This is a genomic window from Streptomyces sp. NPDC007983, from assembly GCF_042958345.1.
Classification (GTDB): Bacteria; Actinomycetota; Actinomycetes; order Streptomycetales; family Streptomycetaceae; genus Streptomyces.
Map to the genome: position 1 here is coordinate 38,155 of NZ_JBIBJI010000002.1, position 24,678 is coordinate 62,832.

General features: G+C 72.4%; 24 protein-coding genes. 6 read left to right on the forward strand and 18 right to left on the reverse strand.

Going from position 1 to position 24,678, the window contains the following annotated elements:
- Positions 1-176: 176 nt before the first annotated feature.
- The 3 genes from ACFZCY_RS04920 to ACFZCY_RS04930 form a co-directional block, all read right to left on the reverse strand.
- A complete protein-coding gene (locus tag ACFZCY_RS04920) occupies positions 177-368 on the reverse strand; it encodes a hypothetical protein (RefSeq protein WP_391169488.1) in 192 nt (63 codons plus the stop codon).
- Entirely contained in the window at positions 365-778 is a 414-nt protein-coding gene (locus ACFZCY_RS04925) for a hypothetical protein (RefSeq protein ID WP_391169489.1), read from the reverse strand. The genes ACFZCY_RS04920 and ACFZCY_RS04925 overlap by 4 nt, the downstream gene beginning before the upstream one ends.
- 103 nt (positions 779-881) lie before the next feature.
- On the reverse strand, positions 882-2,081 hold the full coding sequence (locus ACFZCY_RS04930) for a helix-turn-helix domain-containing protein (RefSeq protein ID WP_391169491.1): 1,200 nt from the start codon (positions 2,079-2,081) through the stop codon (positions 882-884).
- A gap of 82 nt (positions 2,082-2,163) precedes the next feature.
- On the opposite strand from ACFZCY_RS04930, the gene ACFZCY_RS04935 reads away from it, so the two are divergent.
- Together ACFZCY_RS04935 and ACFZCY_RS04940 are read left to right on the forward strand one after the other, a co-directional pair.
- Positions 2,164-2,835 carry an HAD family hydrolase gene (locus ACFZCY_RS04935; protein WP_391169492.1) on the forward strand — a complete coding sequence of 224 codons (672 nt, stop codon included), beginning with the start codon at positions 2,164-2,166 and terminating at the stop codon, positions 2,833-2,835.
- 648 nt (positions 2,836-3,483) lie between these two features.
- On the forward strand, positions 3,484-4,581 hold the full coding sequence (locus ACFZCY_RS04940; RefSeq protein WP_391169493.1) for a helix-turn-helix domain-containing protein: 1,098 nt from the start codon (positions 3,484-3,486) through the stop codon (positions 4,579-4,581).
- Here ACFZCY_RS04940 and ACFZCY_RS04945 read toward each other — a convergent pair.
- Complete coding sequence (locus ACFZCY_RS04945; RefSeq protein ID WP_391169495.1) at positions 4,567-6,057, reverse strand: amino acid permease; 1,491 nt, start codon at positions 6,055-6,057, stop codon at positions 4,567-4,569. The genes ACFZCY_RS04940 and ACFZCY_RS04945 overlap by 15 nt on opposite strands.
- A gap of 26 nt (positions 6,058-6,083) precedes the next feature.
- Positions 6,084-7,238: an aminotransferase class V-fold PLP-dependent enzyme gene (locus tag ACFZCY_RS04950; protein ID WP_391169496.1), complete on the reverse strand. Its 1,155-nt coding sequence runs from the start codon at positions 7,236-7,238 to the stop codon at positions 6,084-6,086.
- Between the two features lie 181 nt (positions 7,239-7,419).
- Here ACFZCY_RS04950 and ACFZCY_RS04955 point away from each other — a divergent pair, with 181 nt between their 5' ends.
- Positions 7,420-8,151 carry an FCD domain-containing protein gene (locus tag ACFZCY_RS04955; protein ID WP_391169497.1) on the forward strand — a complete coding sequence of 244 codons (732 nt, stop codon included), beginning with the start codon at positions 7,420-7,422 and terminating at the stop codon, positions 8,149-8,151.
- Here the strand turns inward: ACFZCY_RS04955 and ACFZCY_RS04960 are convergent.
- From ACFZCY_RS04960 to ACFZCY_RS05005, 10 genes are all read right to left on the reverse strand, one after another.
- The gene (locus tag ACFZCY_RS04960) at positions 8,109-8,981 is read right to left on the reverse strand and encodes an ABC transporter permease subunit (RefSeq protein ID WP_391169498.1); all 873 of its coding nucleotides are present in this window, start codon (positions 8,979-8,981) and stop codon (positions 8,109-8,111) included. The two genes, ACFZCY_RS04955 and ACFZCY_RS04960, sit on opposite strands and share 43 nt — an antisense overlap.
- Complete coding sequence (locus ACFZCY_RS04965; protein ID WP_391169499.1) at positions 8,981-9,883, reverse strand: ABC transporter permease subunit; 903 nt, start codon at positions 9,881-9,883, stop codon at positions 8,981-8,983. The genes ACFZCY_RS04960 and ACFZCY_RS04965 overlap by 1 nt, the downstream gene beginning before the upstream one ends.
- A complete protein-coding gene (locus tag ACFZCY_RS04970; RefSeq protein WP_391169501.1) occupies positions 9,883-11,148 on the reverse strand; it encodes an extracellular solute-binding protein in 1,266 nt (421 codons plus the stop codon). The genes ACFZCY_RS04965 and ACFZCY_RS04970 overlap by 1 nt, the downstream gene beginning before the upstream one ends.
- A 91-nt stretch (positions 11,149-11,239) precedes the next feature.
- Positions 11,240-12,433: a 4-carboxymuconolactone decarboxylase gene (pcaC, locus tag ACFZCY_RS04975; RefSeq protein ID WP_391169502.1), complete on the reverse strand. Its 1,194-nt coding sequence runs from the start codon at positions 12,431-12,433 to the stop codon at positions 11,240-11,242.
- Positions 12,434-12,988: 555 nt separating this feature from the next.
- Positions 12,989-14,275, reverse strand: a complete 1,287-nt coding sequence (gene pcaB, locus ACFZCY_RS04980; RefSeq protein WP_391169503.1) for a 3-carboxy-cis,cis-muconate cycloisomerase — start codon at positions 14,273-14,275, stop codon at positions 12,989-12,991.
- The gene (pcaG, locus tag ACFZCY_RS04985; RefSeq protein ID WP_391169504.1) at positions 14,262-14,846 is read right to left on the reverse strand and encodes a protocatechuate 3,4-dioxygenase subunit alpha; all 585 of its coding nucleotides are present in this window, start codon (positions 14,844-14,846) and stop codon (positions 14,262-14,264) included. Before pcaG ends, pcaB begins: the two co-directional genes overlap by 14 nt.
- Positions 14,846-15,613, reverse strand: a complete 768-nt coding sequence (gene pcaH / locus ACFZCY_RS04990; protein WP_391169506.1) for a protocatechuate 3,4-dioxygenase subunit beta — start codon at positions 15,611-15,613, stop codon at positions 14,846-14,848. The genes pcaG and pcaH overlap by 1 nt, the downstream gene beginning before the upstream one ends.
- A gap of 14 nt (positions 15,614-15,627) precedes the next feature.
- Complete coding sequence (locus ACFZCY_RS04995; RefSeq protein WP_391169508.1) at positions 15,628-16,827, reverse strand: acetyl-CoA C-acyltransferase; 1,200 nt, start codon at positions 16,825-16,827, stop codon at positions 15,628-15,630.
- A complete protein-coding gene (locus ACFZCY_RS05000; RefSeq protein ID WP_391169509.1) occupies positions 16,824-17,627 on the reverse strand; it encodes a CoA-transferase in 804 nt (267 codons plus the stop codon). Before ACFZCY_RS05000 ends, ACFZCY_RS04995 begins: the two co-directional genes overlap by 4 nt.
- Complete coding sequence (locus ACFZCY_RS05005; RefSeq protein ID WP_391169510.1) at positions 17,624-18,454, reverse strand: CoA-transferase; 831 nt, start codon at positions 18,452-18,454, stop codon at positions 17,624-17,626. Before ACFZCY_RS05005 ends, ACFZCY_RS05000 begins: the two co-directional genes overlap by 4 nt.
- Before the next feature lie 209 nt (positions 18,455-18,663).
- On the opposite strand from ACFZCY_RS05005, the gene ACFZCY_RS05010 reads away from it, so the two are divergent.
- Positions 18,664-19,101, forward strand: a complete 438-nt coding sequence (locus ACFZCY_RS05010; RefSeq protein ID WP_391169512.1) for a MarR family transcriptional regulator — start codon at positions 18,664-18,666, stop codon at positions 19,099-19,101.
- A 68-nt stretch (positions 19,102-19,169) separates the two neighbouring features.
- On the opposite strand, the gene ACFZCY_RS05015 is transcribed toward ACFZCY_RS05010, so the two are convergent.
- On the reverse strand, positions 19,170-19,967 hold the full coding sequence (locus tag ACFZCY_RS05015) for an IclR family transcriptional regulator C-terminal domain-containing protein (protein WP_391169514.1): 798 nt from the start codon (positions 19,965-19,967) through the stop codon (positions 19,170-19,172).
- 253 nt (positions 19,968-20,220) lie between these two features.
- Between ACFZCY_RS05015 and ACFZCY_RS05020 the strand changes: the two genes are divergently transcribed.
- Positions 20,221-21,207 carry an alcohol dehydrogenase catalytic domain-containing protein gene (locus ACFZCY_RS05020; protein ID WP_391169515.1) on the forward strand — a complete coding sequence of 329 codons (987 nt, stop codon included), beginning with the start codon at positions 20,221-20,223 and terminating at the stop codon, positions 21,205-21,207.
- Positions 21,208-21,253: 46 nt separating this feature from the next.
- Positions 21,254-22,603, forward strand: a complete 1,350-nt coding sequence (locus tag ACFZCY_RS05025) for an MFS transporter (protein WP_391169516.1) — start codon at positions 21,254-21,256, stop codon at positions 22,601-22,603.
- A gap of 22 nt (positions 22,604-22,625) precedes the next feature.
- Here ACFZCY_RS05025 and ACFZCY_RS05030 read toward each other — a convergent pair whose 3' ends face one another.
- Both ACFZCY_RS05030 and ACFZCY_RS05035 read right to left on the reverse strand, forming a co-directional pair.
- Positions 22,626-23,414: a putative protein N(5)-glutamine methyltransferase gene (locus ACFZCY_RS05030; protein ID WP_391169518.1), complete on the reverse strand. Its 789-nt coding sequence runs from the start codon at positions 23,412-23,414 to the stop codon at positions 22,626-22,628.
- A gap of 174 nt (positions 23,415-23,588) precedes the next feature.
- Positions 23,589-24,518, reverse strand: coding sequence for an oxidoreductase (locus ACFZCY_RS05035; protein ID WP_391169519.1), 930 nt, complete (start codon positions 24,516-24,518; stop codon positions 23,589-23,591).
- Positions 24,519-24,678: the final 160 nt, after the last annotated feature.

A 24,678-nucleotide genomic window follows, 5' to 3' on the forward strand; every position in this document is an offset into this window, starting at 1 on the left:
CGCGGCGCGTGCCGCGCGCCGGACGATGTCGTACAGGCGTTCACCGCTCGGGCATCGGTAACTGTTGCGGCAGCCGGGGCAGTCCTCAGCGTGGTCGAGGAACCGGGCCCATGCGGTCGGCCTCGCGGACGCGACGAGGGCGGCGGCCTGCCGGCGGGGTGTCTTCGAGACGGCCGTCATCGCTGCCGCCTGACGGACTCGTCGCGGGCGAGGAGGCTGCCGAACGGGTCGCGCTGCTTCGGGAACGTGGGCGCGCAGCCGGGGCAGGCGAACACGATCCCGCCGCCAGCGCTCGCGCCGTGCCCGATCGCGACGACGACCGGTTCCCGGGTGGTCTTCTGGCAGCGGGCGCAGATCTGGACCGTCATCGGGCCGTCGCCTCCTCGACGGGCTCGGCGATGGCCCGCGCCAGGGCCAGGCGCAGTAGGTGAGGATCGGTCAGATACCGGTCGCGCCCCCCGGGGACGCGCCAGTGCAGGCGAGGCCCCTCCGTCCAGCCCTCGGGCGGCACGCCGACGTAGGTGACCTCGGCGGCGTGCGCACCGAGAGCGTGGATGTTCGGCATGCGGCCCCACCACTCGGCGTGGCCGCTGGGGATGAGCCAGTACATCAGGCCGTAGTCCGCGATGACGGCGCCGGACGCGTCGCCGAGTAATTCGAGGGCGCGTTCGCCGATCTCAGCGGGGGCGCGAAGGACGTCCCAATGCGGGCCGACCTTGACCATCTCTACTTCGCCGCGCGGTGGAGCCCACGGCGCGGGTGTTCTGTTGTGCTGCACGGGAGCCCCCGGGCGTCATCGGTGATCAGGTGATGACTGACAGTAGGGGCCTTGCCGGGGGTTCACCCGAACTCTCAGTTCGGGTGAACCACAAGCTCGCCGGTCAGAAGACCCCGACCCGCTCCGCCAGCTTCTCCGCCTGCCGAGCATGCATTGCCCGACCGCGCCGAATCACCGTCAGCATCAGCTCCCGCGCCAGAGGTGTACGCGCCAGGTCCTCCGGCGCCAACTCCTCCAACTCCATGAGGCTCAGGAGCACCGCGGCATCCTCGCGGCGCAGGTTGTGACAGCGAGCCACCTCCAGATTGAAGGTGAACGACCGCTCCATCGACGGCAGGCCGCTGGTGTCCACCTCGTCCGCCACATGTAGCGCCTCGCTCGCGTCGCCGGACTCCATTTCGATGCTGACCTCGTGCAGATCCACGTTGGTCGGCCCGAAGACGGTCCACATGATGTTGCCTTCGCCGACGCTCCGGGCCGCTGGACGGGCCTGGGTACGCAGTCGCTGCCGGGCTGCCGACCAGTCCCGTCGCCGAGCCTCCGCGACCACCGCCACCAGCTGGAGGGCGCCGGACATCGCGATCCGTTCCGGCTCCGCCATCGGCGCCCTGTGCAACTCCTCGACGGCACGGAGCGCCACCTGCTCGGCGCCGTCTGGCTCCTGGACGGCCAGCAGGATGTGCCCCAGGTTCCATTGAGCAGCTGCTGTGCGCAGCGGGTCGTCCGCTTCTTCGGCTGCCCGTACAGCCCGATCGGCGGCCATCATCGACAAGTCGACTCGGCCGGTGCGCCGTAGGTACGACCGCAGCAGGAAGTGCAGGTCAGCAGTCACGCGCATGACGTCGCGGCGCGTACTGGCGCCATCGGCTGACCGGTGGGCCCGGGCCGCGTGCTCGGTATCGGCGATCAAACGAGGCAGCGTGGTTGCCATGTCCGTGAACCGGGTCTTGCTGCTCTGCCAGGCCCGCCAGGCGCTCTCCACCCGCTCGCGCAGTGCCGCCGGAGCCGTGGCCGATGCGCTGCGAGGCGGCCCGTAGCCCATCAGGGCCTGCACGATCGCGGGCTCGGTAGTGTCCGGAGGCACGCGGCTGGGCGCCGGGGTATCGGCGAGTAGTGCGGCGATGGGCACTCCGAGCTCTTGGGCGATGGCGTACAGGATGGGTAACGAGGGGACCTTCAGACCGCGTTCGATCTGCGAGAGGTAATCAGGCGAGATGCCGACGAGCCCGGCCACGACATCTTGCCGTCGTTCGCCGCGGTAGTGCCTGATCCTGTCGCCGATGGGCAGATCGGATGCGACCATGCCTGCCTCCTTACGTATCCCCACTCAGCGTATGGTGCGCGTCACCAACGGGGCCGGTATCCAACGATCGGAAGGTGAGACAGTGTCGCTGCTGGTGCTGTGGGACATCGACCACACGCTCGTAGATACCCGCGGCGTCGGCCGGGAACTCTGGGCTGAGGCATTCGAGGAGGTCACCGGCCAGCCCATGCGGGAGCAGGCGAGGATCGACGGGTCGACCGAGCCGGTGATTCTCCGGGAGACACTGGAGTTGCACGGGCTGGAGGGCAGCCGGGCGTTGTTCGAGCGCTTCGCCCAGGCGCTCGGAGCCGCCCACATGCGGCGCGCGGCCGAGCTGCGTGAGCGCGGGCACGCTCTCCCCGGGGCGTCGTCGTTGCTCTCTGCGCTGGCAGCGCGCGACGGCATTGTGCAAACGGCGGTGACGGGCAACATCCGCGCCGCAGCGCAGGTCAAGCTGGAGGCATTCGGCCTCGATCCGTACGTCGACCTCAGTATCGGTGCGTTCGGCGAGGACGCGGATGGGCGCCCGGAGCTGGTGCGTACCGCCCTCGGGCGCGCCCAGGTAAGTGCGGAGTTCGCCGTGTTGGTTGGGGACACGCCGTCCGATGTGCGGGGTGGGCTGGGCGCAGGCGTCCGCGTGGTCGGCGTCGCCACCGGGCGCACCAGCGCGGAGGATCTGCGGGCTGTTGGGGCTGCCGATGTGGTCGAAGACCTTTCCGACACCGAGCGGATGCTGAAGCTCCTCGCAGGCTGAGCATGATGAAAGCCCCCTCGCCCGGCCCGCAGGCAGCGAGGGGGCGTCCGTTCAGAGGCGCCAGTGCTCCGGGCCTACTGCGGTCGGCGCCCCTGCTGCGGGGCACGCACTCGTTCCACTTGAACTGGTCGGGTCCGAGGAGCATCGGGGGTCTTTTCTCAGATTGGGCTCTCGCGCGTATGCGTGGCAGCGCCGGAACCGGGTGCGGGGCGGCGGGACTACAGGGACCGGGCATTGAGCGGTGTGCCCTCAAAGTGCCCTGACCAGGTGACCCGATGAGGAGCCACCTGGTCAGGGCGTCAGAGACGGCACCTTGTGCGGAGGTGCCGCCCCCTCTCACTCCCCCCACGGGAGCCGTTGCCGCCCGGCATCGGATCGGGCGGCAACAAGTGCCCTGTCGCCGTCGCACACTCGTCACCCCCCACGGGAACGAGCAATACGGCCCAGAGCACCGCCTGTTGAATTACGGACGGACGTCGGTGGTGTTTCCCCGGCGCCTCCGGTTTTCCCGGAGATCAGCTTTCCTCTTGGACGGCTCGTAGCGCTCCCCCTTTCACATCTGGCCAAAAGGGCGTGGTCACTGACCGTGCCAGCGTGCATACTCAACGGTGGTCGGGGGGCGGTCACCATGTCACTTGTGAGGGTCTGGTGCTACGTGTTCATTTCAGTGAACTCGATCTGGCCCGGCTGCGGATGGCAATCCGCCCGGACGCACTCTGGGAGACCGTTTTAAGTTTCCACCGGCTGCGCGAGAACCGCGCCGAGACCGTATACGGGGAATGGCGCTCGGAGGCGCGTAACCGACTCAACGGCGAAGGGCGGCTGCTGGCCCCGCTCATTCCGTCGCGGGGCTATTTCCCCGACTTCCTGACGCCCGCCGAAGGCGTAATCGGGTGCGACGCCGCCATGGACGCGCTGCACGCGACGCCCGCCGAGCGGCTGCACTCCGAAATCGACCGGCTGCCCTCCGCCCGGTCCCTCCCCGGGTGGATACGCGGGCTGGCGCAGGGGGAGCGGCGGCCGCTGGAGCGGTTGGTGAGTGCGTTGCGGTCGTATCACGAGGCCGCCGTGGCGCCGTACTGGCCGCACATACAGGCCCGTATCGAGGCGGACCGGGTGGTCCGCGGGCGGGCCCTGCTCGACGGGGGCGCCGATGGGCTGCTGGCCTCGCTGCCGCCGACCATGCGGTGGCGGCCGCCCGTGCTGGAGGTGGACTATCCCGTCGACCGGGACCTGAAGCTGTGCGGCCGGGGGCTGTTGCTGCTGCCGTCGTTCTTCTGCCGGAGGACGCCGGTGACCTACCTCAACCAGGAGCTGACTCCGGTCCTGGTCTACCCCGTCGAGCATGCCCGCAGCGGTGTTCCACAGCAGCCCCGTGCCGGTGTGGCGCCCGCGCCCGCGGCGCCCGGCCAGACGCGTGTCCTCGGCAAGCTCGTCGGCCACACTCGCTCGGCGGTGCTGCTGGAGGTCGGCGGCGGCTGTACGACGAGCGAACTCGCCCGCCGGGTCGGCGTATCGCTCGCCTCGGCCAGCCAGCACGCCAGCGTGCTGCGCGAGGCGGGGCTCGTGCACACGCTGCGCCAGGGCGGCGCCGTCCTGCACACCCTCACCCCGCTGGGCGCCGCCCTGCTGCGCGGCGGCGCACCCTCCGACCGGGCGGCGCTCGGTGACCACCGGACCGCGGCGTTCCCGCAGGTGGTCACCCGCACGGCGACGGGGGTCCGGGGGCCGTCACGGCGTGGTTGAGGGCACGCGTGACGATTCCGCGGCCAGTTCGCCGGTGGCCACCTTGCTGTGCCGGCGGCCCCAGCAGAAGTAGATCAGCAGCCCGGCGGCCATCCAGCCGAGGAACCGCGCCCAGGTGATCAGCGGCAGGCTGCCCACCAGCAGCAGGCACAGCAGCACCGCGACGGCCGGGACGACCGGCACCCACGGGGTGCGGAAGCCGCGCCGCAGCTCGGGCCGGGCCCGGCGCAGATGGACGACGCCGGCGCACACGACGATGAAGGAGGTCAGCATGCCGATGTTGCCCAGTTCGGCGAGGTCGCCGATGGGCAGCACGGCGGTCATGAAGGCCACCAGCAGCCCCAGGGTCCAGGTGATCCGCCGCGGGCTGCGGGTGACCGGGTGGACATGGGAGAACCAGGCGGGCAGCAGCCGGTCGCGGCTCATCGCGAGGAACACCCGGCTCTGCCCCAGCAGCATGATCATCACCACCGTGGTCAGCCCGCAGATCGCGCCGACGCCCACGATCCGCACCGCCCAGTCGGCCCCCGCCGCCTTCAGCGCGCCGGTGATGGGCGCGGCGTTGTCCAGCCCGGTGTAGTGCTGCATGCCGGTCACGGTGAGCGCCACCGCCACGTACAGCACGGCGCACACGGCGACGGTGGACATCAGCGCGATCGGCAGGGTGCGCTGCGGCCGCTTGGCCTCCTCGGCGTTGCTGGCCATGATGTCGAAGCCGGAGTACGCGCCGAAGACGATCGCGCCGCCGGTCAGGATCCCGGCCGTGCCGAACGTGGCGTCCGCCCCGAGCCCGGCCCATCCCAGCAGCGGCTGCTGCCACATGTCGCCGTCGCCGCCCACCGGTTTGGCCTCGGGGATGAACGGCGACCAGTTGGCGGGGTCGATGTGGAACGCGCCGATGGCGAGGAAGACGACGATGGCCGCCAGCTTCACCACCGTCATGACCGTGTTGATGCGGGAGGTGGTGCGCACACCGGAGGCCAGCACGGCGGTGAGCACCAGGATGACCAGCACCGCGGGTACGTTGACCGTCGCGTCCGGACCGGAGAGCGACGCGGGGAGGTGGATCCCGAAGGTGGCCAGGAAGTCGGTGACGTACTGCGCCCAGCCGCTGGCCACCGCGCCCGCGCCCATCGTCATGTCGAGGATGAGGTCCCAGCCGATGAGCCAGGCCACCAGCTCGCCCAGCGAGACGTAAGCGAAGGTGTAGGCGCTGCCCGCGACCGGGACGGTGCTGGCGAACTCCATGTAGCACAGCGCGACCAGCGCCGTGGCGACCGCGCCGATGGTGTACGAGAGCGCGATGCTGGGCCCGGCGAAGTTCGCGGCGGCGGTGCCGGTCAGCACGAAGATGCCCGCGCCGATGGTGACGCCGATGCCCATGAGGGTGAGTTGCAGCGGACCCAGGGCCCGGGCCAGCCGGGTGTCGGGGCCGGCGGCGTCCTCGATGGTCGCCTCGATGGATTTGGTGCGCATGGTGGTGCTCGCTTTCTGCCCGTCCCTCAAGCCGGGAGGCGCCCCGGGAGACACCCCGGGAGACGTTCGGCCAGGTACTCGTAGTCGGCGACGGTGTTGTAGACGTGGGCGGACAGCCGCAGGAAGCCGCGGCCGTCCCACGAGGTGATGGCGGTTTCGCAGCCGGTCACGGCCGCGATGTGGCGCTGGACGGCATGGGACGCCTCGTGGTCGGCGGCCACTCCGGCGGGCAGCGGGACCAGCCGCATCGCGGGCGCCGGGGCGCCCGCGACCTCGGCCGGGTCCGCGCCCAGGGCGTCCGCGAGGATGCCCTGCGCCACGTCGGCGAGCTTCGTCATCCCGGCCCGGGCCGTGTCCCAGCCGTACGTCTCCTCGATGAACTCCAGCGCGCGCGGCGCCGCGAGCCAGGCGGTGAGGTCCACGGTGCCCTGCTCGTCGAAGCGGCGCGGGAACGGATACGGGGCGCCCCACGAGTCGGTGAGCGGCCACAGGTCCTGGGCGTCCGCGCCGCGCGCGACCAGCGCCGCCGTACCGCGCGGGGCGCAGCACCACTTGTGCAGATTGCCCACCCAGAAGTCGGCGTCCCCCGAGGCGCCGACCGGATCGGCCAGCATCCCGGGCGCGTGCGCGCCGTCCACCAGCACCTTCGCCCCGGCGGCGTGGGCGAGCCGGGTGATCTCGGCGACGGGGAAGAGCCGGGCGGTGGCCGAGGTGATCTGGTCCACCACGACCAGCGAGGTGGCGGGGGTGAGCGCGGCGGCGAAGACGGCCGCGATCTCGTCGGCGGTAGCGGTGAGCGGGATGTGGAGCGTACGCGTCCGGGCCCCGGCCCGGGCGGCGGCCCGGGCCACCCCCATCGCGACGGCGCCGTACGCCTGATCGGTGACCAGCACCTCGCTGTCGCCGGGCAGGGCGAGGCTGTTCAGTACGGTGCTCACCCCGGCGCTCGCGTTCGGCACCAGCGCGGTGGCCTCCGCCGGAACCCGCAGCCAGTGCGCCAGGACGGCCCGCGCCTCGCCCACCCGCTCCGGCAGCGTCCGGAACCACGCGTCCGGGTTGGTCTCCATCTCCTCGCGCAGCGTCTGCTGCCGGGTGAGGGCGACGCGGGGGACGGCACCGAACGAGCCGTGGTTGAGATGGCGGACCGAGGGGTCCAGGGCCCAGTGCGACAGCTCGGACATAAGCTCCTTCCGGCAGGCCCTCGGCATAGTTGTCCGATGACTTGTCCGATGACTTTGATTGCGCTGTGGGGAACCGTAGAGGCGGAAGGCCGCCGTGAACAGGCCCCCTGCGTAAAATGGCAGTAACGGCATCGCGCGATGACATCGAGTCATCAGATGACTCCTGGGAAGGGTGAGACCGATGGCGGCAACCAACGCGGCGGCCGACGGACTGCGCGGCATGATCGCCCGCGGGGAGCTGGCCCCCGGCGCGCAGCTCCCCGCCGAGCCCGAGCTGTGCGCCCGGCTCGGCGTCTCACGCGGCTCGCTCCGCGAGGCCGTGCGCGCGCTCGCCGCCCTCGGGATGCTGGAGTCCCGCCATGGCGCGGGCACCTTCGTCTCGGCGCTGCGCCCCGGGCAGATGCTGGCCGGGTTCGCCGCGACCGTCGACGTCCTCCCCCTGGACGGGCTGCTGGAGCTGTTCGACGTACGCCGCCCCCTGGAGGCGCAGGCCGCCGCGCTCGCCGCGGCCCGCGCCGACGAGCAGGTCGTGGCCCGCCTGCGCGAGCTGCAGAAGCGGCTGGCGGAGTCCGACGCCGAGGCCGAACGGCACGCCCTGGACCGCGAGTTCCACGCGACGCTGTGCGCGGCGGGCGGCAACGAGGCGCTGGCCGCGCTCATCGACGTCCTGCGCGCACGCGGCAGCCACTACAGCATCTACGGCGCCGCCGAGGCCGACACCATCCGGCTGGCCAGCGACCTCGGGCACGAGGCGCTCATCAATGCCGTGGCCGCGCACGACCCGGCGGCCGCCGCCGCGGCCGCGACCGCCCATCTGTCCCAGACCGAGGTCTGGCTGCGGCGTTACGGGCCGACGCCGTCCGGTGAATCTCAGTCGTCGATGCCGGTGCGCTCGACGCCCGCGACGATGTAGCGCTGGAGGAAGAGGAAGACGACCAGCAGCGGCACGATCGACACCGCGGCCGCCACGAACAGCTCGTGCAGATTGACGCTCTGCGCCGTGGTGAACGTCGACAGCGCGACCTGGACCGTCCACGCCTCCCGGTCCTGGCCGATGACCAGTGGCCACAGGAACGCGTTCCAGGCGCCGATGAAGACGATCGTGCCGACCGCCGCGAAGACCGGCCGCGCGTTCGGCACCACGACCTGCCAGTACGTACGCCAGTAGCCGAGCCCGTCCACCCGCGCCGCGTCCTCCAGCTCCCTCGGGAAGCCCAGGAAGTACTGGCGGAAGATGAACGCCGCGACCGCGCTGAACAGCGTCGGTACGACGAGACCGCGCAGCGTGGAGATCCAGCCGAGCGAGCTGACCAGCACGAAGCTCGGTACGAAGGTGACCGCGGCCGGGACCATGAGGGTGCCCAGGATCCAGTAGAAGACGGCGTCGGCGTGAGCGTACGGGATGCGGGCCAACCCGTACCCGGCGAGGGAGGCGAGCAGCACGGTACCGAGGGTGGTGAGGACGGCGATCAGGGAGGAGTTGAGCAGCGCGTGCGCCATCGGCACATTGGGGTCGTCGAACAGTTCGGTGACGTTCGACCAGTGCAGCTCGCTCGGGAAGAACGTCCAGCCGGGCGCGGTGATGTCCGCCTCGCTGGACAGGCCGTTGCGTACGAGGAGATAGAACGGGATCAGGAACAGCAGCGCGAGGGCGATCAGCAGCACCAGCCGCACCGCGCGCCCCACGCCGACCAGGGCGTCCCGTACGTCCCGCGTGTTACGCGTCTTCTGGCGAGGGGGCATCAGTCCTCCTTCCGGCCCAGGCCGAACCAGCGCGCCTGGATCACCGTCACCACCGCGATGATCAGCGCCAGGATCACCGCGCCCGCGCTGCCCAGGCCCAGGTTCTGCCCCTGACCGAGGGCCGTGTAGTAGAGGTAGACCAGCGGCGGGCGGGCGTACGGCGGATAGCCGCGCGAGTCGGCCAGCAGGTTGTAGAACTCGTCGAACGCCTGGAACGCGTTGATCACCAGCAGCAGCACCACCGCGACCGACGTCGCCCGCAGCTGCGGAAAGGTGATGTGCCGGAACACCTGCCACCCCGGGCGGGCCCCGTCCACGGCGGCCGCCTCGTACAGCCGCGGCGAGACGCGCTGCAGCCCGGCCAGGAACAGCACCATGTAGAAGCCCGCCTGGAGCCACAGCCGCACGGTGACGATCACCAGCCAGTACCAGGGCGGATCGGTGGTCGACAGCCAGGCGATCTGATCGGCGCCGAACCAGCCGAGCACCGTGTTGGCCAGCCCGAACCGCACCCCGTTGAAGAGCGACATCTTCCAGATCAGCGCCGCCACCACATAGCTGCACGCCACCGGCAGGAAGAACACCGACCGGAAGAACGCCTGCGCCCGGGGCAGCCGGTTCACCATCAGCGCGAGGGAGAGCGAGAGCACGTACGTCGCCGGGACGATGAAGGCCGTGAAGACCAGGAACGTCACCAGGCTGCCGGTGAACGCGTCGTCGCGCAGCATCGCCGTGTAGTTGTCCAGCCCGACGAAGCGGGTCGGCGAGACCGTGTTGTGCGCGTCGAAGAAGCTGAGGTAGGCGCTCCAGACGAGGGGGACGTACGTGAAGAGCGTCAGGCCGAGGACGAACGGGCCGACGAACACCCAGAACCAGAGCGTGCGGTCCTGACGGCCCCGCATCAGCTCTTCTTCTGTACGCGGCGCAGCTCAGCGGCCGTCTTGCGGACCACCGACCGCAGCTCGCTCTCCGGGTTCGCGCCGCCCTTGATGACGCGGCTCAGCGCGTCCTGGTACGCGACCTTGCTCGCCGGCGTCCACAGCAGCGGCTCGGCGTGGCCGTGCTCGGTGGCGTACCGCACCGCTTCGCCCGCCGCGCCCTGACGCAGCTTGGCGGCCTTCTGCGCGAGCGACATCCGGGCCGGGATGTGGAAGCCGTAGGTGAGCGCGAAGTCCTCCTGATACTCCGTCTTCTCCACCCACAGCCACTTCACATAGGCCTTCGCCAGCCCCTTGTGCCCGCTGCGCGCGCTCACCGCCGCCCCGTACGCCCCGACCGGCACCGCGGGCCTCCCGTGCGCGCCCTCCTTGGGGAACGGCAGCACCCCGAAGTCGTCCCCCAGCGCCTTCTTCACCTGCGGCAGCGCCCACAGCCCCGACCACTGCATGGCCGTCAGCCCCTGCGTGAACGCGGCCGGATCCGACCAGTCCGACGGCGCCCCCAGCAGCAGCGACTTCTCCGCGTACAGCTGGCGCAGCTTGCCGAGCGCGCGGGCGGCGGCCGGGTCGTCGAAGCCGACCTTGCCGTCCTCGGTGATCAGCTCCAGACCGGCGGCGTTCAGCGGGGTGCCGCCGAGGACGCCCGGGCCGCCGTCGTTGCCCAGGAACAGCCCCTTGACGTCTCCAGTGGTCAGCTTCTTCGCCGCGTCCACCAGCGCGTCCAGGGTCCGGGGCGGCTCCACCCCGGCGTCCTTCAGCATGCTCGTGCGGTAGTAGAGCAGCTGCATGTCCACGACTTGCGGGATGGCCCAGATCTTGCCGTCGTACGTCTTCGGGGCGAGCACGGCCGGGTTGATGTCGTCCTTCGCCTCCTTGAGGAGGTCCGTCAGATCGACCACCTGGCCGCCCTGGATCTGGTCCAGGGTGGGCCCGTTGACCTCGAAGACGTCCGGGCCGGAGTCCGTGAGCAGCGCGGCGGCCGTCTGCTGGTCGTAGTTGCCCGGCCGCCACTGCACCTCGACCCGTGCGTCGTCGAAGGCGTCCGCGTACCGCTTCACCGCCTGCTCGGTGCCCGGTTCGCCGTACTGGTGGTACCACTGCGACAGGACCGGCTTCCCGCCCGTGTCGTCCCCGTCGCGCCCCGTGTTGGACCCGCATCCGGCGGCCGTCGCCCCGGCCAGGACGAGCCCGCCGCCGGTGCCGAGCAGTCTCCTACGGCTGATGGACATGTCCGCCCCCTCGATGCCTCGTCTCCGCCTCGCCGTATGAACAACGATCAACGATGGGGCGGAATTACGACAGGTGGGTTGCGGCCGTATATCAACTGCCGCTGCCGCGCTCCTTGTCGATCTCGTCGAAGACGCGTTGGGCGGTGGCGAACGCGGAGTTGGCCGCAGGGACGCCGCAGTAGATCGCGCTCTGCAGCAGCACCTCGCCGATCTCGTCGCGCGTCAGGCCGTTGGTGAGCGCGGACCGGACGTGCATGGCCAGCTCGGTGTCATGGCCGTGCGCGATGAGCGCGGTGAGGGTGATGGCGCTGCGCATCCGGCGGTCCAGACCGTCCCCGGTCCAGATCTCGCCCCACGCGTAGCGGGTGATGAAGTCCTGGAAACGGGCGGTGAACGGGGTCGTACGGGCCACTGCGCGGTCCACGTGCGCGTCGCCGAGGACGGCGCGGCGGACGGCCATTCCGGCGGCGTGCCGGGAGGCGTCGTCCGTGGCCGCCTCGGTGGTGGTCGTGTTCGCGAGGTGGGTGACCAGCGCGGAGGTCACTGTCTCCGGGCACTCCACGCCTGCCAGGTGGGCCGCGTGGGCGACCTCCACCAGGCTCGCGCCCTGCATCCGGTCCGCGATCTCGCGCGCGTGCGGGGGAGGGGTGGCCGGGTCGTCGCGGCCCGCCACGACCAGGGTGGGGGCGGTGATGGACGGCAATACATCGCGTACGTCGTAGTCGGCGAGGATGTCGCAGCACGCGGCGTACCCCGCGCGGTCGGTGTCGCGCAGATCCTGCAGCAGCGCGCGGCCGCGGGGCGTGTCGGCGAACCCCGGCGAGAACCAGAGCCCCGGCCGGCTCGCCACCATCGCCTCCGTCCCCTGCTCCCGTACGAGCTTCGCCCGCTCCCGCCACACGGAGGGCTCGGCGAAGTGCGCCGAGGAGCAGACGACGGCGAGGGACGCGATGCGGTCGGGGTGGTGCGCGGCGAGGTGCAGTCCGACGGCGCCGCCGATCGAGATCCCCGCGTAGCCGAAGCGGTCCCAGCCGTGCGCGTCGGCGCTTCGCAGCACGAGCGCGGCGAGGTCGGCGATGGTGGCGCTGCCGTCGGAGGGCAGGAGCGCCGCGAGTGAGCCGCCGTGGCCGGGGAGGTCCCAGCGCAGGGTGCGGTGGGTGCGGGCGAGGGCGGGGAGTTGGGGTTCCCAGACGGCGAGGGATGTGCCGATGGAGGGGCCGAGGATGAGGGGTGGTGCGGTGGTGGGGCCGTCCAGGGTGGTGTGGAGGTGCGGGGTGTGGGTCACGGGGTGGCTCTCCTTGTGCGGGTGGGTGGTTGCGACCGGTGTTTGCCCCCACCCCGCCCCTTCCCGAACCATGGGCGCTGGCCCTGGACCCCGGGGTGCGGTGGGCGCGTGCCCCACCGGCTCGCTGCGGTCCCGGCCCGCTGGGGCCGGGGTCTCGGGTGCGCGCTGCGCATGGGGCCCGGGGGTTCGTGGCCGGGTGCGGGCCGGTGGGTGGGTTGTGCCCACCCGTTCCGCCAGGGGGCACCTCCCAGCGGTAGCTGGGGGAGGAACGATTGCCCACAACCGGGCGGTACCGCCCAGCCTCTCCGGCGTTTGAGGAGCGGGGTCCGGGGGCGGAGCCCCGGCGGGGGGCCGGGGGCGGAGCTCCCGGTGCGGGGCGCCCCGCGTCCACCCCGCATCGGGGGCCCGGGGGCGTCCCCCGGTTCGGGAAGGGGGCCGGGGTGGGGGACAGCGCCCCGGCGGGGTGTTGGGGGCGGAGCCCCCCCCGCCCGGGGTCCGGGGCGGAGTCCCGGTTTCGGGAAGGGGCGGGGTGGGGAAAGGCCCGCCGCCCAGGCGTTATGCATCGCGGGTCAGGGCGCGGTCTGTCAGGGTGGGGGCCGCGCCTACGTAGGTGGTGGGGGTCAGCAACTCGCGTAGGCGGTCCGGCGGGAGGACGTCCGACAGGGCTTCGGCCAGGCCGTTCTCGGACCGTGCCGCCTCCGTCAGCCGCTGCTTCGCACCCGCGCGGCCCAGCGCCGGGGTGAGGGCCGCGATGAGGCGTTCGCTGACGATCAGGCCGTCCGTCAGCTCCAGGTTCGCGGCCATGCGGTCAGGGAAGACCCGCAGGCCGGAGGCGAGTTCCGCGGCGTCCCGGGCGGCGCCGCCCGCGAGCCGCAGCAGATCCCGCAGCGGCTGCCACTCCGCGTGCCACGCCCCACCGGGGCGTTCGTCCTCGGCGGCGAGGGAGCCGAGCAGGGTGGCGGCGAGCCCGGGGGCCTGGCGGGCGGCGGAGGCGATGAGGGTGGCGCGTACCGGGTTGGATTTGTGCGGCATCGCGGACGAGCCGCCGCCCGTGCCCTCCGCCACCTCGCCGATCTCCGTACGGGACAACACCAGGACGTCGGCAGCCATTTTGCCCAGCGCGCCAGTGGTGAAAGCCAGCGCGGACGCCAGGTCGGCGACGGGTGTGCGCAGGGTGTGCCACGGCAGGTCGGGTTCGGCGAGCCCGGTCTCCGCCGCGAAGCGGGCCAGCAGCGGGATGCCGTCGTCGAAGGCGGCCAACGTGCCTGCCGCGCCGCCCAGTTGGGCCACCGGGCGCAGCCCCGCGAGCCGGGCGCGGGCATCGAGAACCACGGCACGCCAGCCCGCCGCCTTGAGCCCGAAGGTGGTGGGGACGGCGTGCTGGGTGAGGGTGCGGCCCGGCATGGGGGTGGCGCGGTGGGTGGCGGCGAGCCGCGCCAGCTCCGCCGCCGTGCGGTCGAGGTCGGTGGTGATCAGCGGCAGGGTGCGGGCCGCGACCAGCATGGTGGCGGTGTCCAGGATGTCCTGGCTGGTGGCGCCCCGGTGGACGTACGCCGCGGCGTCGCCGTCGTCACGGGCCACCGCCGCGGTGAGGTCGGCGACCAGCGGGATGACGGGGTTGCCGCCGGAGCGGGCCCGCCGGGCGAGGTCACGCACGTCGTACAGCCCGGCGCGGGCCGCGCCCGTCACCACGGCCGCCGCGTCGGCCGGGGCCAGCGCCCGGGCGAGGGCGGCCTCGGCGTCGAGCATGGCCTGGAGGAACGCCGTATCGCCGGTGGCGTCCTCGGCCGCGGACCCGGCCCGTACGGGGGTCAGCAGCCCCGCGTCGTCACCTGAACTCAAGGAAAACCGTCTCTCCCTCACCCTGCAGGCGGATGTCGAAGCGGTACGTCCCCGGCTGCGGCTCAGCCGTCGCCACCAGGGTCTCCCGGCGCGCCGGATCCAGCGCGGCGAGGAGCGGATCGGCGGCATGGGCCTGGCCGTCCTCGGGGAAGTACAGGCGGGTGTAGAGGTGGTGCAGCAGCCCCCGGGCGTGGACGCACACGCTGATGTAGGGGGCTGCCGGGGCGGGGGCGCCGGGGCGGAGCGTACGGGCCGTCCAGTGGCCGTCGGCGTCGGTGGCGATGCGGCCGAAGCCGGTGAAGTCGACGCCGTTGCGCCCGGCGAAGCCGCCGGTCACCGGGTCGCGGCGCATCGATCCCGGCGCGCCGGACAGCGAGCCGTCCGGACCCGCCTGCCACAGCTCGATCAGGGCGTCCGGGACGGGCGCGCCCGCGCCGTCGTGGACGTGGCCGTGCACGGTGATGGCGTCGGGGTGCCCCGCGGGGGCGAGGTCTCCGCCGCCGGGGAAGGGGAGCGCGTAGCCGTAGAAGGGGCCGACGGTGTGGGAGGGGGTGGGGGAGAGCTGGGTCATCAGCGGCCTTCCTCGATCCAGGTGGCCGACGGCCCGTCCAGCACGATGTCCCAGCGGTAGCCCAGCGACCACTCCGGCTGGGACAGCCCGTGGTCGTAGGTGGCCACGAGCCGCTGCCGCGCCGATTCGTCCGTGACGGACTGCAGGATCGGGTCGTAGGCGAAGAGCGGGTCGCCGGGGAAGTACATCTGGGTGATGAGGCGCTGGGTGAACGCCGTACCGAAGAGGGAGAAGTGGAGGTGCGCGGGGCGCCACGCGTTCTCGTGGTTGCGCCATGGATAGGCGCCGGGCTTGATGGTGGTGAAGCGGTACGAGCCGTCGTCGCCGGTCAGGGTGCGTCCGACGCCGGTGAAGTTGGGGTCCAGCGGCGCCGGGTGCTGGTCGCGGAGGTGGGCGTAGCGGCCGGCGGCGTTGGCCTGCCACAGCTCGATGAGCTGGCCGCGCACCGGCCGTCCGCGGCTGTCCAGCAGCCGCCCGGAGACGGTGATGCGCTCGCCGAGCGGTTCGCCCTGGTGCTGGATGGTGAGGTCGTTGTCGATGTCGGTGATGTCGGTGTGGCCGAAGACGGGCGTGTGCAGCTCGACGGTCTCGGGGTCGCCCTCCACCGCGACCAGCTGCTGCTTGGGGTGGCGCAGCAGGCTGCTGCGGTACGGGGCGAAGTCGCGCGCGGGGTGGTCGGCGGCGGGGGCGCCGTCGGCGCGTGCCTTGCCGTACGCGGCGCGGCTGTCGGCGAGTTCGCGGTCGATATCGGCTTGCGTGAGTGTCATGGGGAGCGTGCGCCTTACCTTTCGAGGACGAGGGCGAGGCCCTGCCCGACGCCGATGCACAGGGACGCCACGCCCGTGCCCGAGCCCGCCGCGGCCAGCTGGTGGGCGACGGCCCCGGCGAGGCGGGCGCCGGAGGCGCCGAGCGGGTGGCCGATGGCGATGGCGCCGCCGCGCGGGTTGACCAGGGCGGGGTCGAGGCCGGGCCATTCGGCGAGGCAGCCGAGCGCCTGGGCGGCGAAGGCCTCGTTCAGCTCCAGGGTGGTCAGGCCGTCGAAGCCGCGGCCCGCCTTGGCCAGCGCGCGGCGTACGGCCTCGACGGGGCCGAGGCCGAAGTACTGCGGTTCGATGCCGGTGACGGCGGAGGCGCCGATGCGGGCCAGGGGCTCACGTCCGGTGGCCTTCAGGCCCTCGTCGTCGACGAGGAGGAGGGCCGCGGCGCCGTCGTTGAGCGGGGAGGAGTTGCCCGCGGTGACCGTGCCGCCCGGCTTGCGGAAGGCGGGCTTGAGCTTGGCGAGCGACTCCATCGACGTCGTGTCGCGGATGGTTTCGTCGCGGAGCAGATCGGTGTCCGGGTACGGCAGCACCTCGGCCTCGTACGCGCCGTCCTTCCACGCCCGCGCCGCCTTCTCGTGGCTGGCGAGCGCGAACGCGTCCTGCGCCTCGCGGGTGATGCCGTGCTTGTCGGCGATCAGTTCGGCGCCCTCACCGAGGGCGACGGTCCACTCGGGCGGCATGTCGGGGTTGGTCATGCGCCAGCCGAGGGTGGTGGAGTACATCTGCTGATGCCCGGCGGGGAAGGCGCGCTCCGGCTTCTGCAGCACCCAGGGGGCGCGCGACATGGACTCCACGCCGCCCGCGAGCGCGATATGCGCGTCGCCGGTGGCGATGGCCCGGGCCGCCTGGAGCACGGCCTCCAGACCGGAGGCGCACAGCCGGTTGACGGTCGCGCCGGGCACGGTGACGGGGAGCCCGGCCAGCAGGACGGCCATGCGGGCGACATCGCGGTTGTCCTCGCCCGCGCCGTTGGCGTTGCCGAAGTAGACGTCGTCGATACGGGCCGGGTCGAGCGCGGGCGTACGGGCGACCAGGCCGCGGACGACGTGGGCGGCGAGGTCGTCGGGGCGCACGCCCGCGAGCGCGCCGCCGTACTTGCCGATCGGCGTGCGGACGGCGTCGACGATGTAGACGTCACGCAGGGCGTGCGATGCGTTCATCGGGAGTCCTTCCCGGCGGCCTTGAGCGCGCGCAGCGCCGCCAGTTCGTCGGGGGTCGGCGGCTCGGTGGTGCCCACGGTGTCGGCGACCGTCAGCTCCCAGCCGGTGGCGGCCCGCACCCGCTCCACGGTGACGCCCGGGTGCAGCTCGGTGAGCACCAGCTCGGCGGTGGCCGGGTCGGGGCGCAGGACGCCGAGGTCGGTGATGACGGCGACCGGGCCCGCGCCGGGCATGCCGAGCTTCGTGCGGTCGCCGGGACCGCTGCCGTGGCCCATGGTGGTCACGAAGTCCAGTTGCCGCACGAAGTTGCGGGTGGAGTGGCGCAGCACCATCAGCACCCGGCCGCAGTTGGAGGCGATTTCGGGGGCGCCGCCCGCGCCGGGCAGCCGCCCCTCGGGCTTGTCCGGGCCGCGGTCCACGACGGTGGTGTTGATGTTGGCGTAGCGGTCGACCTGGGCGGCGCCGAGGAAGCCGACGTCGATCCGGCCGCCCTGCAGCCAGTAGTTGAACATCTCGGGCACCGGGACGACGGAGTCGGCGGTCTCCGCGAGTTCGCCGTCGCCGATGGACAGCGGGAGCCGGGTCGGCTTGGAGCCGATGGTGCCGGACTCGTAGATGAGGACCAGCCCGGGGTTGACGGTGGCGCGGGCGAGGTTGGCGGCGGTGCTGGGGAGGCCGATGCCGACGAAGCAGGTCCGGGCCCCGGCGAGGGCGCGGGCGGCGTTGACCTCCATCAGCTCGTCGCGGGTGAAGTCCTCGGTGAAGTCCTCGGCGGGGGTCTTGGCGGGGGTTTCGGTCATCGCACGGCAGCCTTTTCGGTACGTTCGGTACGCACGTTCTCCTCGATCCACTGCGTGAACGCCTCGCGGTCCCGGGCGATCGGGTCCCACGCCTGGTAGAAGCCGTTGTCGCGCACCGAGTACCCGGTGGCGTATGAGGGGTGCGCCCCGCCGGGGACGACGGAGACCGCGTCGATCACCCAGGTCGGCAGGACGATCCCGCCCGGCCGCGGCGCCAGCTCCTCGACGATCTCCTCGACCGTCACCAGCACCCGCTCGGCGGCGAGTGCTGCCTCCTTCTGCACCCCGGTCAGCCCCCACAGCTGGACGTTGCCCGCGCGGTCGGCCTGCTGGGCGTGGATCACGGTGACGTCCGGGTTGAGCGCGGCGACGGCGGCCAGCTCCTCACCGGTGAAGGGGCAGGTGACGGTGGAGATGGTGTCCGTACGGGCCGGGATGTCGCTGCCTCGGTAGCCGCGCAGCACGGCGAACGGCAGCTTGGACGCCCCCGCCACATAGCGGTTGGCCATGCCCGCGTGGCTGTGCTCGTCCAGCTCCAGGGGCCGGGGCCAGCCGTTCTCGACGGCGTCGCGGAAGCGGTGCAGTGAGCCGACGCCGGGGTTTCCGCCCCAGGAGAAGACCAGCTTGCGGACGAGTCCGGCGCCGATCAGCTGGTCGTAGACGACGTCGGGGGTCATGCGGACGAGGGTGAGGTCGGTGATGCCCTGGCGGATGACCTCGTGCGCGGCGGCGTACGGGATCAGGTGGGTGAAACCCTCCATCGCGACGGTGTCCCCGTCGTGGATGAGGTCCGCCACGGCGTCGTGCAGGCTTCGGATGTCGGCCATCGTCACTCCGCGGTGATCGCACACGTTCGCACGCCGTTTCGGAATGCTCAGTGCACTGACTATTTTCTTGCCGATTCCGAACACTCCCATCGCTGAGTGTGCTCGTCAAGGGAGTCTAGGGCGAATGTCCGCCGCTCGACACCGGTCCTTCCACAGGGCAGAATCGTTCAGTACACGAACCAAACGCTCCGAACAGGGGAGGTCAGGGCATGGGTGCGGTCGACCTCAACACTCACCCCGGGCATCTGGCCCGTCGCCTCCAGCAGGCGCATTCGCTGCTGTGGGGCGCGATGGTCTCCGAGGAGACGACCTCGCCGCAGTTCGCGGTGCTCAACGCGTTGGTCGAGAAGCCGGACATCGACCAGCGCACCCTGAGCGAACACGTCCATCTGGATCGCTCCACGATCGCCGACGTGGTCGCCCGGCTCGGCCGCCGCGGGCTGCTGGAGCGGGTCCGCGACCCGCGCGACGGGCGCCGCAACGTCCTCAAGCTGACCGACGAGGGCGTGCGCCTGCACCGGAAGCTGGTGACACGGACGGCCCGCATGAACCGGGTGTTCCTGGCCCCGCTGGACGAGGGCGAGCGGGAGCTGCTGCTCCGGCTGATCGGGCGGGTGGCGGACGCGGCGGAGGAGCTGCGCTCGTAGGGTCTGCGGGCTCTACGGGAGCCACGGACCCTACGGGGGTCACGGGCCCTGCGGCGTGAAACCCCTGGTCAGCCCTCCGTCGGGAGCGCGCCCAGACCGCCCGCCACCGTACGGGCCGCACCCGCCAGCGAGGTCACGAACCTCGGCAGCCGCTCCGGCGTGAAGCGGGCCGACGGGCCGCCGAAGGAGAGGGCCGCGACCACTTCGCCGCCCCGGCCACGGACGGGGACGGCCACCGAGGACAGGCCCTCCTCGTGTTCGCCGTGGCTCACCGCGTACCCCTGGCGCGTCGTTTCCGCCGCCCAGCGGCGCAGCGTCCCGGCGTGGGCCGGGCCGTTCGGGGAGCGGCCGGCGATCCGCTCCAGAAGGGCGTCGTCGGCGCCGAGGAGCAGGACCTTGGAGGGGCCGCCCGCCCACAGCGGCAGCTCGTCCCCGACCTGCACGATGTGGCGCAGTGCCTGCGGCCCCTCCTCCTGGGCGACGCAGACGCGGTGCACATCGCGCCGTACGTACAGATGCACCGTCTCCCGGTGCTCGGCGGCCAGCTCGCGCAGGGCCCGCCGGGCCGGGGCGGGCAGGCGCCAGCCCTGGTCCGCCATGCGGACCCAGCGCAGGAAGGTGGGCCCGGCGGTGTAGCGGCCGTGTTCGTCGAGCCAGAGCAGTCCGTTGAGGCGCAGGGTCTGCAGGATGCGCAGGACGGTCGTCTTCGGCAGCCCGCTGGCCTCGACGAGCTGGCGGATGGACAGGGCGGGGCGGTGCTCGCTGAAGAGGCCGAGGATGTCGATGGCCCGCTGGACGGTCCGCATGCCGCCGCTTTCCCCGCCGCCCCCGCCGCCGTTGCCGTCCGGCCCCGCGCCCTTGCCCATGCCGCCACTCCTCGCACCGGTCCGCCGGCTGGTCCGCCGACGGCCCCAGTATGGGCCCAGGTCCGCTGCGCGGACCAGCGGCTTCCGTGGCGGCGGAGGCGTTCGGGCACGTCGGAGCGGCACCCGGGGGCCGGGGCCCGCTTCACGTCGCGGATACTCGTCCGCAACCTCTTGTCGATGCTCAGCATACGTCCTATCGTCACCGTCACTCGGACCTCCGGGTCCATACAGCGGACCAATGTCAGGAGTCACGGTGAAAGCAGCCGTTCTCACCGCACCCCGCCGCCTCCGGATCGCCGACGACTGGCCGGAACCCCTATGCGGCCCCCACGACGTCCTCGTCCAGCTCGACGGCATGGGGATCTGCGGTTCCGACCTGGCCGTCTTCGACGGCACGCGGCAGGTCCCCGCCCTCCCCTGGGTGGTCGGCCACGAAGGCTTCGGCCGGATCGCCGCCGTCGGCGCCCGGGCCACCGAGGCCCCCGCCCCCGGCACCCGCGTCGTCATCGAACCCAACTACGCCTGCCTCCAATGCCCCGACTGCGCCCGCGGCCTCACCTCCGCCTGCGCCAAGCGCACCATCGTGGGCATGAACGCACCCGGCCTCCTCGCCGAGCGCGTCGCCGTCCCCGCCCCCTTCGTCCACCCGGTCCCGGCGTCCGCCCGCGCCGTCGACCTGGCCTGCGCCGAGCCGTACACGGTGGCCCGTACCGCCGTACGCCGCGGGGGCGTCACCGCCGACGACAAGACCCTCGTCGTCGGCGCGGGCGCCCAGGGGCTGCTGCTCTGCCAGGCGCTGCTGGCCATCGGCGTACGCCCCGCCGTCGTCGAACCCCATCCGGCGCGCCTGGCGCGCGCCGTGGAACTGGGCGCCCGCGCGGCGGCCGAGGGCGAGGACGGATTCGGGTACGTCTTCGAGTCCTCCGGCGCCGAGCCCGCGCTGCGCGCCGCGCTGGGACGTACGGCGCCGGGCGCCACGTTCGTCCTGGTCGGGCTGGGCGCCGACCCGCTGCCGCTCACCCTCGATCAGGTCGTCCGCGCACAGCTCACCCTCCGCGGCTCGCTCATCTACGACCACCCCGGCGACTTCACCGCCGCCCTGGCCGACATCGCCTCGGGCGCGGTACGGCCCGGCGCCTCGATCGACGCCTGCTTCCCGCTGGAGCGCGCGCAGGAGGCGTTCGGCGGGGCCCGTGAGCGCGCGGGCAAGACCTGGATCTCGCTCACCGCGGCCGACTGAGCCGCCCGTCACCACTCTTTGTGTCCCGAGACGAAGGAGTCTCGCCATGAGCACCACCGGCACGCCCGCCCCCGCCGCGTCCCCGCCCCTCGTCCCCGACTCCGCCCGCCCGGCCGTCAGCCGGGCCCGCTACGGGCTGCTCACCTCCCTCTTCGTCATCACCGCGATCAACTACCTGGACCGCACGAACCTCTCGGTCGCCCTCCCGCACATCAAGGACGACCTCCACCTCACCGCCACCCAGCAGGGCATCCTGCTGTCCTCCTTCGGCTGGGCCTATCTGCTGCTGCAGATCCCCACCGGCCGGCTCATCGACAAGGCCGGCGCCAAGCTGGCGTTCGGGTACGCCCTGGTCGGCTGGTCGCTCGCGACCGCCGCCGTGACCCTCTCGCGCGGCTTCGGCTCGCTGGTCGGGATCCGGGTCGCGCTCGGCGCCTTCGAGGCACCGGCGTTCCCGTCCAACAACCGGCTGGTCGTCAACTGGTTCCCGGGCAACGAGCGGGGCCGGGCCACCGCCACGTACACCTCCGGCGAGTACATCGGGCTCGCGGTCGCCGCGCCCGTCCTGTCTCTGCTCACCGTGCACTTCGGCTGGCGCTCGGTGTTCCTGGTCACCGGGGCGGTCGGGCTGCTGTTCTCCGTCGTCTGGTTCCGCCGGGTGTACGACCGTCCCGAGCAGAGCCCGAAGGTCAGCGTCGCGGAGCTGGCCCACATCCAGCAGCCCGACGGGCGGGAGCCGTCCGACGCCGCGGAGAGGGCGTCGGAGGCGGAACTCTCCACCCTGGGCGCCGATTTGCGGGTGCTGTTCACCAACAAGCGGCTGTGGGGCATGTACATCGGCCAGTTCGCCAGCGCCTCCGTCCTCTTCTTCTTCCTCACCTGGTTCCCCAGCTATCTGGTGGAGGAGAAGGGGATGGGCATCATCAAGGCCGGGTTCTGGGCCTCCGCGCCCTATCTCGCGGCGCTGATCGGCACGCTGGCGGGCGGCGCCTGGTCGGACCGGATGCTGAACAACGGCCGGTCCCGCACGGTCGCCCGCAAGCTTCCGGTGATGATCGGCTTCGTACTCGCCTCGATCATCGTCTGCGCGAACTTCACCGACTCCGCTCCACTCGTGATCACCTTCATGTCGATCGCGTTCTTCGCCCAGGGGCTGATGCAGAACAGCTGGGCGCTCTTCGCGGACTCCGTCCCGCGGCGGCTCACCGGCACCGGCGGCGGCGTCTTCAACTTCATGGCCAACGCGGGCGGTGTCCTCACTCCGCTCGTCATCGGCTTCATCGTCGACGCGACGGGCTCCTTCACCTGGGCGCTCGGCTACATCGGCATCGTCGTCGCCGTGGGGCTGGTGGCGTACGCGCTGCTCATCGACCGGGTGGAGCGCATCGAGGCCTGACCCGGCGCCCGGGCCGACGGGCTCAGCGGGTCCCGATCACGACCGTCGCCTCCCGCTCCTCACACACCACCACCCGTGGGGTGAGCCCGTCAGCGGCGACGATCTCGAGCGCGCGCGACGCCTGCCGTTCGCTCGTCTCGAACAGCAGGCTGCCGCCCGGCGCCAGCCACTCCGGCGCCCCGGCGGTCACCCGGCGCAGCACGTCCAGCCCGTCCGCGCCCCCGTCCAGCGCCACCCGCGCCTCATGGACCCGCGCCTCCGGCGGCAGCAGCCCGACCTCCTCGGTGGGGACGTACGGCACGTTGGCCAGCAGCACATCGACCCGGCCGCGCAGCGCGGCGGGCAGCGGCTCGTACAGATCGCCCTCGTACACCGTGCCGCCCGCGGGCTCCACATTGCGGCGGGCGCAGCGCACCGCGGCCGGGTCGATGTCGGCCGCGTACCACTCGGCCCGCCCCCCCAGCTCCGCCACCAGCGCGGCCCCCAACGCGCCCGACCCGCAACACAGATCCACCACCACCGCCCCGGCCCGCGCCAGCGCGGCCGCCCGCTCGACCAGGAACTCGGTACGCCGGCGCGGCACGAACACCCCGGCGTCGACGGATATCCGCAGCCCCCGGAACTCCGCCCAGCCCAGGACGTGTTCCAGCGGAAGCCCGGCGGCGCGCCGGTCGACCATGGCGTCTGTTTCGGCGGCGGTGCGAGAGGTGGTGAGGATCAACCGCGCCTCGTCCTCGGCGAACACACACCCGGCGGCGCGGAGCCTGGTGACGACGGTGGAAAAGCTGATGAGCGAAGATGAAGCCGACATGGGGAGCCTGGAAGCCTTTCGGAATCCCTTGAGGACGCTCCCGGCGGTCAGCTATCCCGTGTGTGCACGGTCCTGAGGCGAGAGCACCCAGCCTGAACTGGCGTTGATGGGTCTCACCTCCTTGGTGCGTACGGGTGACGGCCACATTACCCGATGCCCCGGCATCATGGCGGCTCACGCCAGGGCCGCGTACCGCACGCCCGTGAGGTGTTCCGAGGCCGCCCACAGCTGCCGTGCCGCCTTGTCGCTGCGGGTCCACTTGGCGCGGGTCGAACGGGTGGGGGCGCCGGGGCGGAGGCCCTGGAGGGGCGGGCCGAAGTAGTCGTCCTGCCGGACGTCGGGGGCGGTCGCCGCGTAGAGGGTGGGGAGGGCGCCGCGCTCCGGGGGCTGGGCGAAGAAGCGGTTGCCGATTTCCATGAACCGCTCGGTGCCCCGGCGGCCCTCCATCTTCGCCGCCGCCGTCTGGAGGTTGGTCGAGGCGTAGCCGGGGTGGGCGGCGGCCGCCACCAGGGGAGCGCCCGCGCTGCACAGGCGGCGGGCCAGTTCGTGGGTGAAGAGGAGGTTGGCGCTCTTGGAGCGGGCGTAGGCGGCCCAGCGCCGGTATCCGCGGTGCATGGACAGGTCGGCCGGATCGACCGTGCCCAGCAGGTGCATGAAGCTGGACACGGTGACCACCCGGGCGCCCGCCCCTGCCTCCAGCAGCTTCGGCAGCAGCAGGCCGGTGAGCGCGAAGTGGCCGAGGTGGTTGACGCCGAACTGCATCTCGAAGCCGTCGGCGGTCCTGCGGTACGGGAGGGCCATCACCCCCGCGTTGTTGATCAGCAGGTCGAGCCGGTCGCCCTCGTACTCGGCCGCGAAGGCCCGTACGGACGCCAGGTCCGCCAGGTCCAGCGGCGCCACCCGCACCACCGCGCCCGGCGCCTGGGCGCGGATCCGCTCCTCGGCGTCCTTGCCGCGCCCCGTGTCCCGGCACGCGAGCACCACATGGGCGCCGCGCCGTGCCAGTTCGCGGGCGGTGACATAACCGAGGCCGCTGTTGGCACCGGTCACCACGGCCGTGCGGCCGGTCTGGTCGGGGATGTCGCTCGCGGTCCAGCCCTTCATCACGCGCTCCTTCGCGGTCTGAGGTGGCACTGCGCTACGCGCCGGTAGCCGTCGCTCGGGGCGACAGCCTAAGCGCGCGGCCGCGAAGGTGCGAGGCCACCGCCCCCGGGCGGGGCGGCCCGCTGTCGGACCCATGGGGGAAGATCTACCGAGAACGCGA

Bases quoted from the DNA above. Each gene is read 5' to 3' on its own strand.
- pcaG (WP_391169504.1), bottom strand. From the start codon at position 14,846: ATGACCCAGCTCTCCCCCACCCCCTCCCACACCGTCGGCCCCTTCTAC.
- ACFZCY_RS04920 (WP_391169488.1), bottom strand. From the start codon at position 368: ATGACGGTCCAGATCTGCGCCCGCTGCCAGAAGACCACCCGGGAACCG.
- ACFZCY_RS04960 (WP_391169498.1), bottom strand. From the start codon at position 8,981: ATGCCCCCTCGCCAGAAGACGCGTAACACGCGGGACGTACGGGACGCC.
- ACFZCY_RS04945 (WP_391169495.1), bottom strand. From the start codon at position 6,057: ATGCGCACCAAATCCATCGAGGCGACCATCGAGGACGCCGCCGGCCCC.
- ACFZCY_RS04930 (WP_391169491.1), bottom strand. From the start codon at position 2,081: ATGGTCGCATCCGATCTGCCCATCGGCGACAGGATCAGGCACTACCGC.
- ACFZCY_RS04955 (WP_391169497.1), top strand. From the start codon at position 7,420: ATGGCGGCAACCAACGCGGCGGCCGACGGACTGCGCGGCATGATCGCC.
- ACFZCY_RS05035 (WP_391169519.1), bottom strand. From the start codon at position 24,518: ATGAAGGGCTGGACCGCGAGCGACATCCCCGACCAGACCGGCCGCACG.
- pcaH (WP_391169506.1), bottom strand. From the start codon at position 15,613: ATGACACTCACGCAAGCCGATATCGACCGCGAACTCGCCGACAGCCGC.
- ACFZCY_RS04965 (WP_391169499.1), bottom strand. From the start codon at position 9,883: ATGCGGGGCCGTCAGGACCGCACGCTCTGGTTCTGGGTGTTCGTCGGC.
- ACFZCY_RS05000 (WP_391169509.1), bottom strand. From the start codon at position 17,627: ATGACCGAAACCCCCGCCAAGACCCCCGCCGAGGACTTCACCGAGGAC.
- ACFZCY_RS05025 (WP_391169516.1), top strand. From the start codon at position 21,254: ATGAGCACCACCGGCACGCCCGCCCCCGCCGCGTCCCCGCCCCTCGTC.
- ACFZCY_RS04950 (WP_391169496.1), bottom strand. From the start codon at position 7,238: ATGTCCGAGCTGTCGCACTGGGCCCTGGACCCCTCGGTCCGCCATCTC.
- ACFZCY_RS04995 (WP_391169508.1), bottom strand. From the start codon at position 16,827: ATGAACGCATCGCACGCCCTGCGTGACGTCTACATCGTCGACGCCGTC.
- ACFZCY_RS05030 (WP_391169518.1), bottom strand. From the start codon at position 23,414: ATGTCGGCTTCATCTTCGCTCATCAGCTTTTCCACCGTCGTCACCAGG.
- ACFZCY_RS05015 (WP_391169514.1), bottom strand. From the start codon at position 19,967: ATGGGCAAGGGCGCGGGGCCGGACGGCAACGGCGGCGGGGGCGGCGGG.
- ACFZCY_RS05010 (WP_391169512.1), top strand. From the start codon at position 18,664: ATGGGTGCGGTCGACCTCAACACTCACCCCGGGCATCTGGCCCGTCGC.
- ACFZCY_RS04970 (WP_391169501.1), bottom strand. From the start codon at position 11,148: ATGTCCATCAGCCGTAGGAGACTGCTCGGCACCGGCGGCGGGCTCGTC.
- ACFZCY_RS05005 (WP_391169510.1), bottom strand. From the start codon at position 18,454: ATGGCCGACATCCGAAGCCTGCACGACGCCGTGGCGGACCTCATCCAC.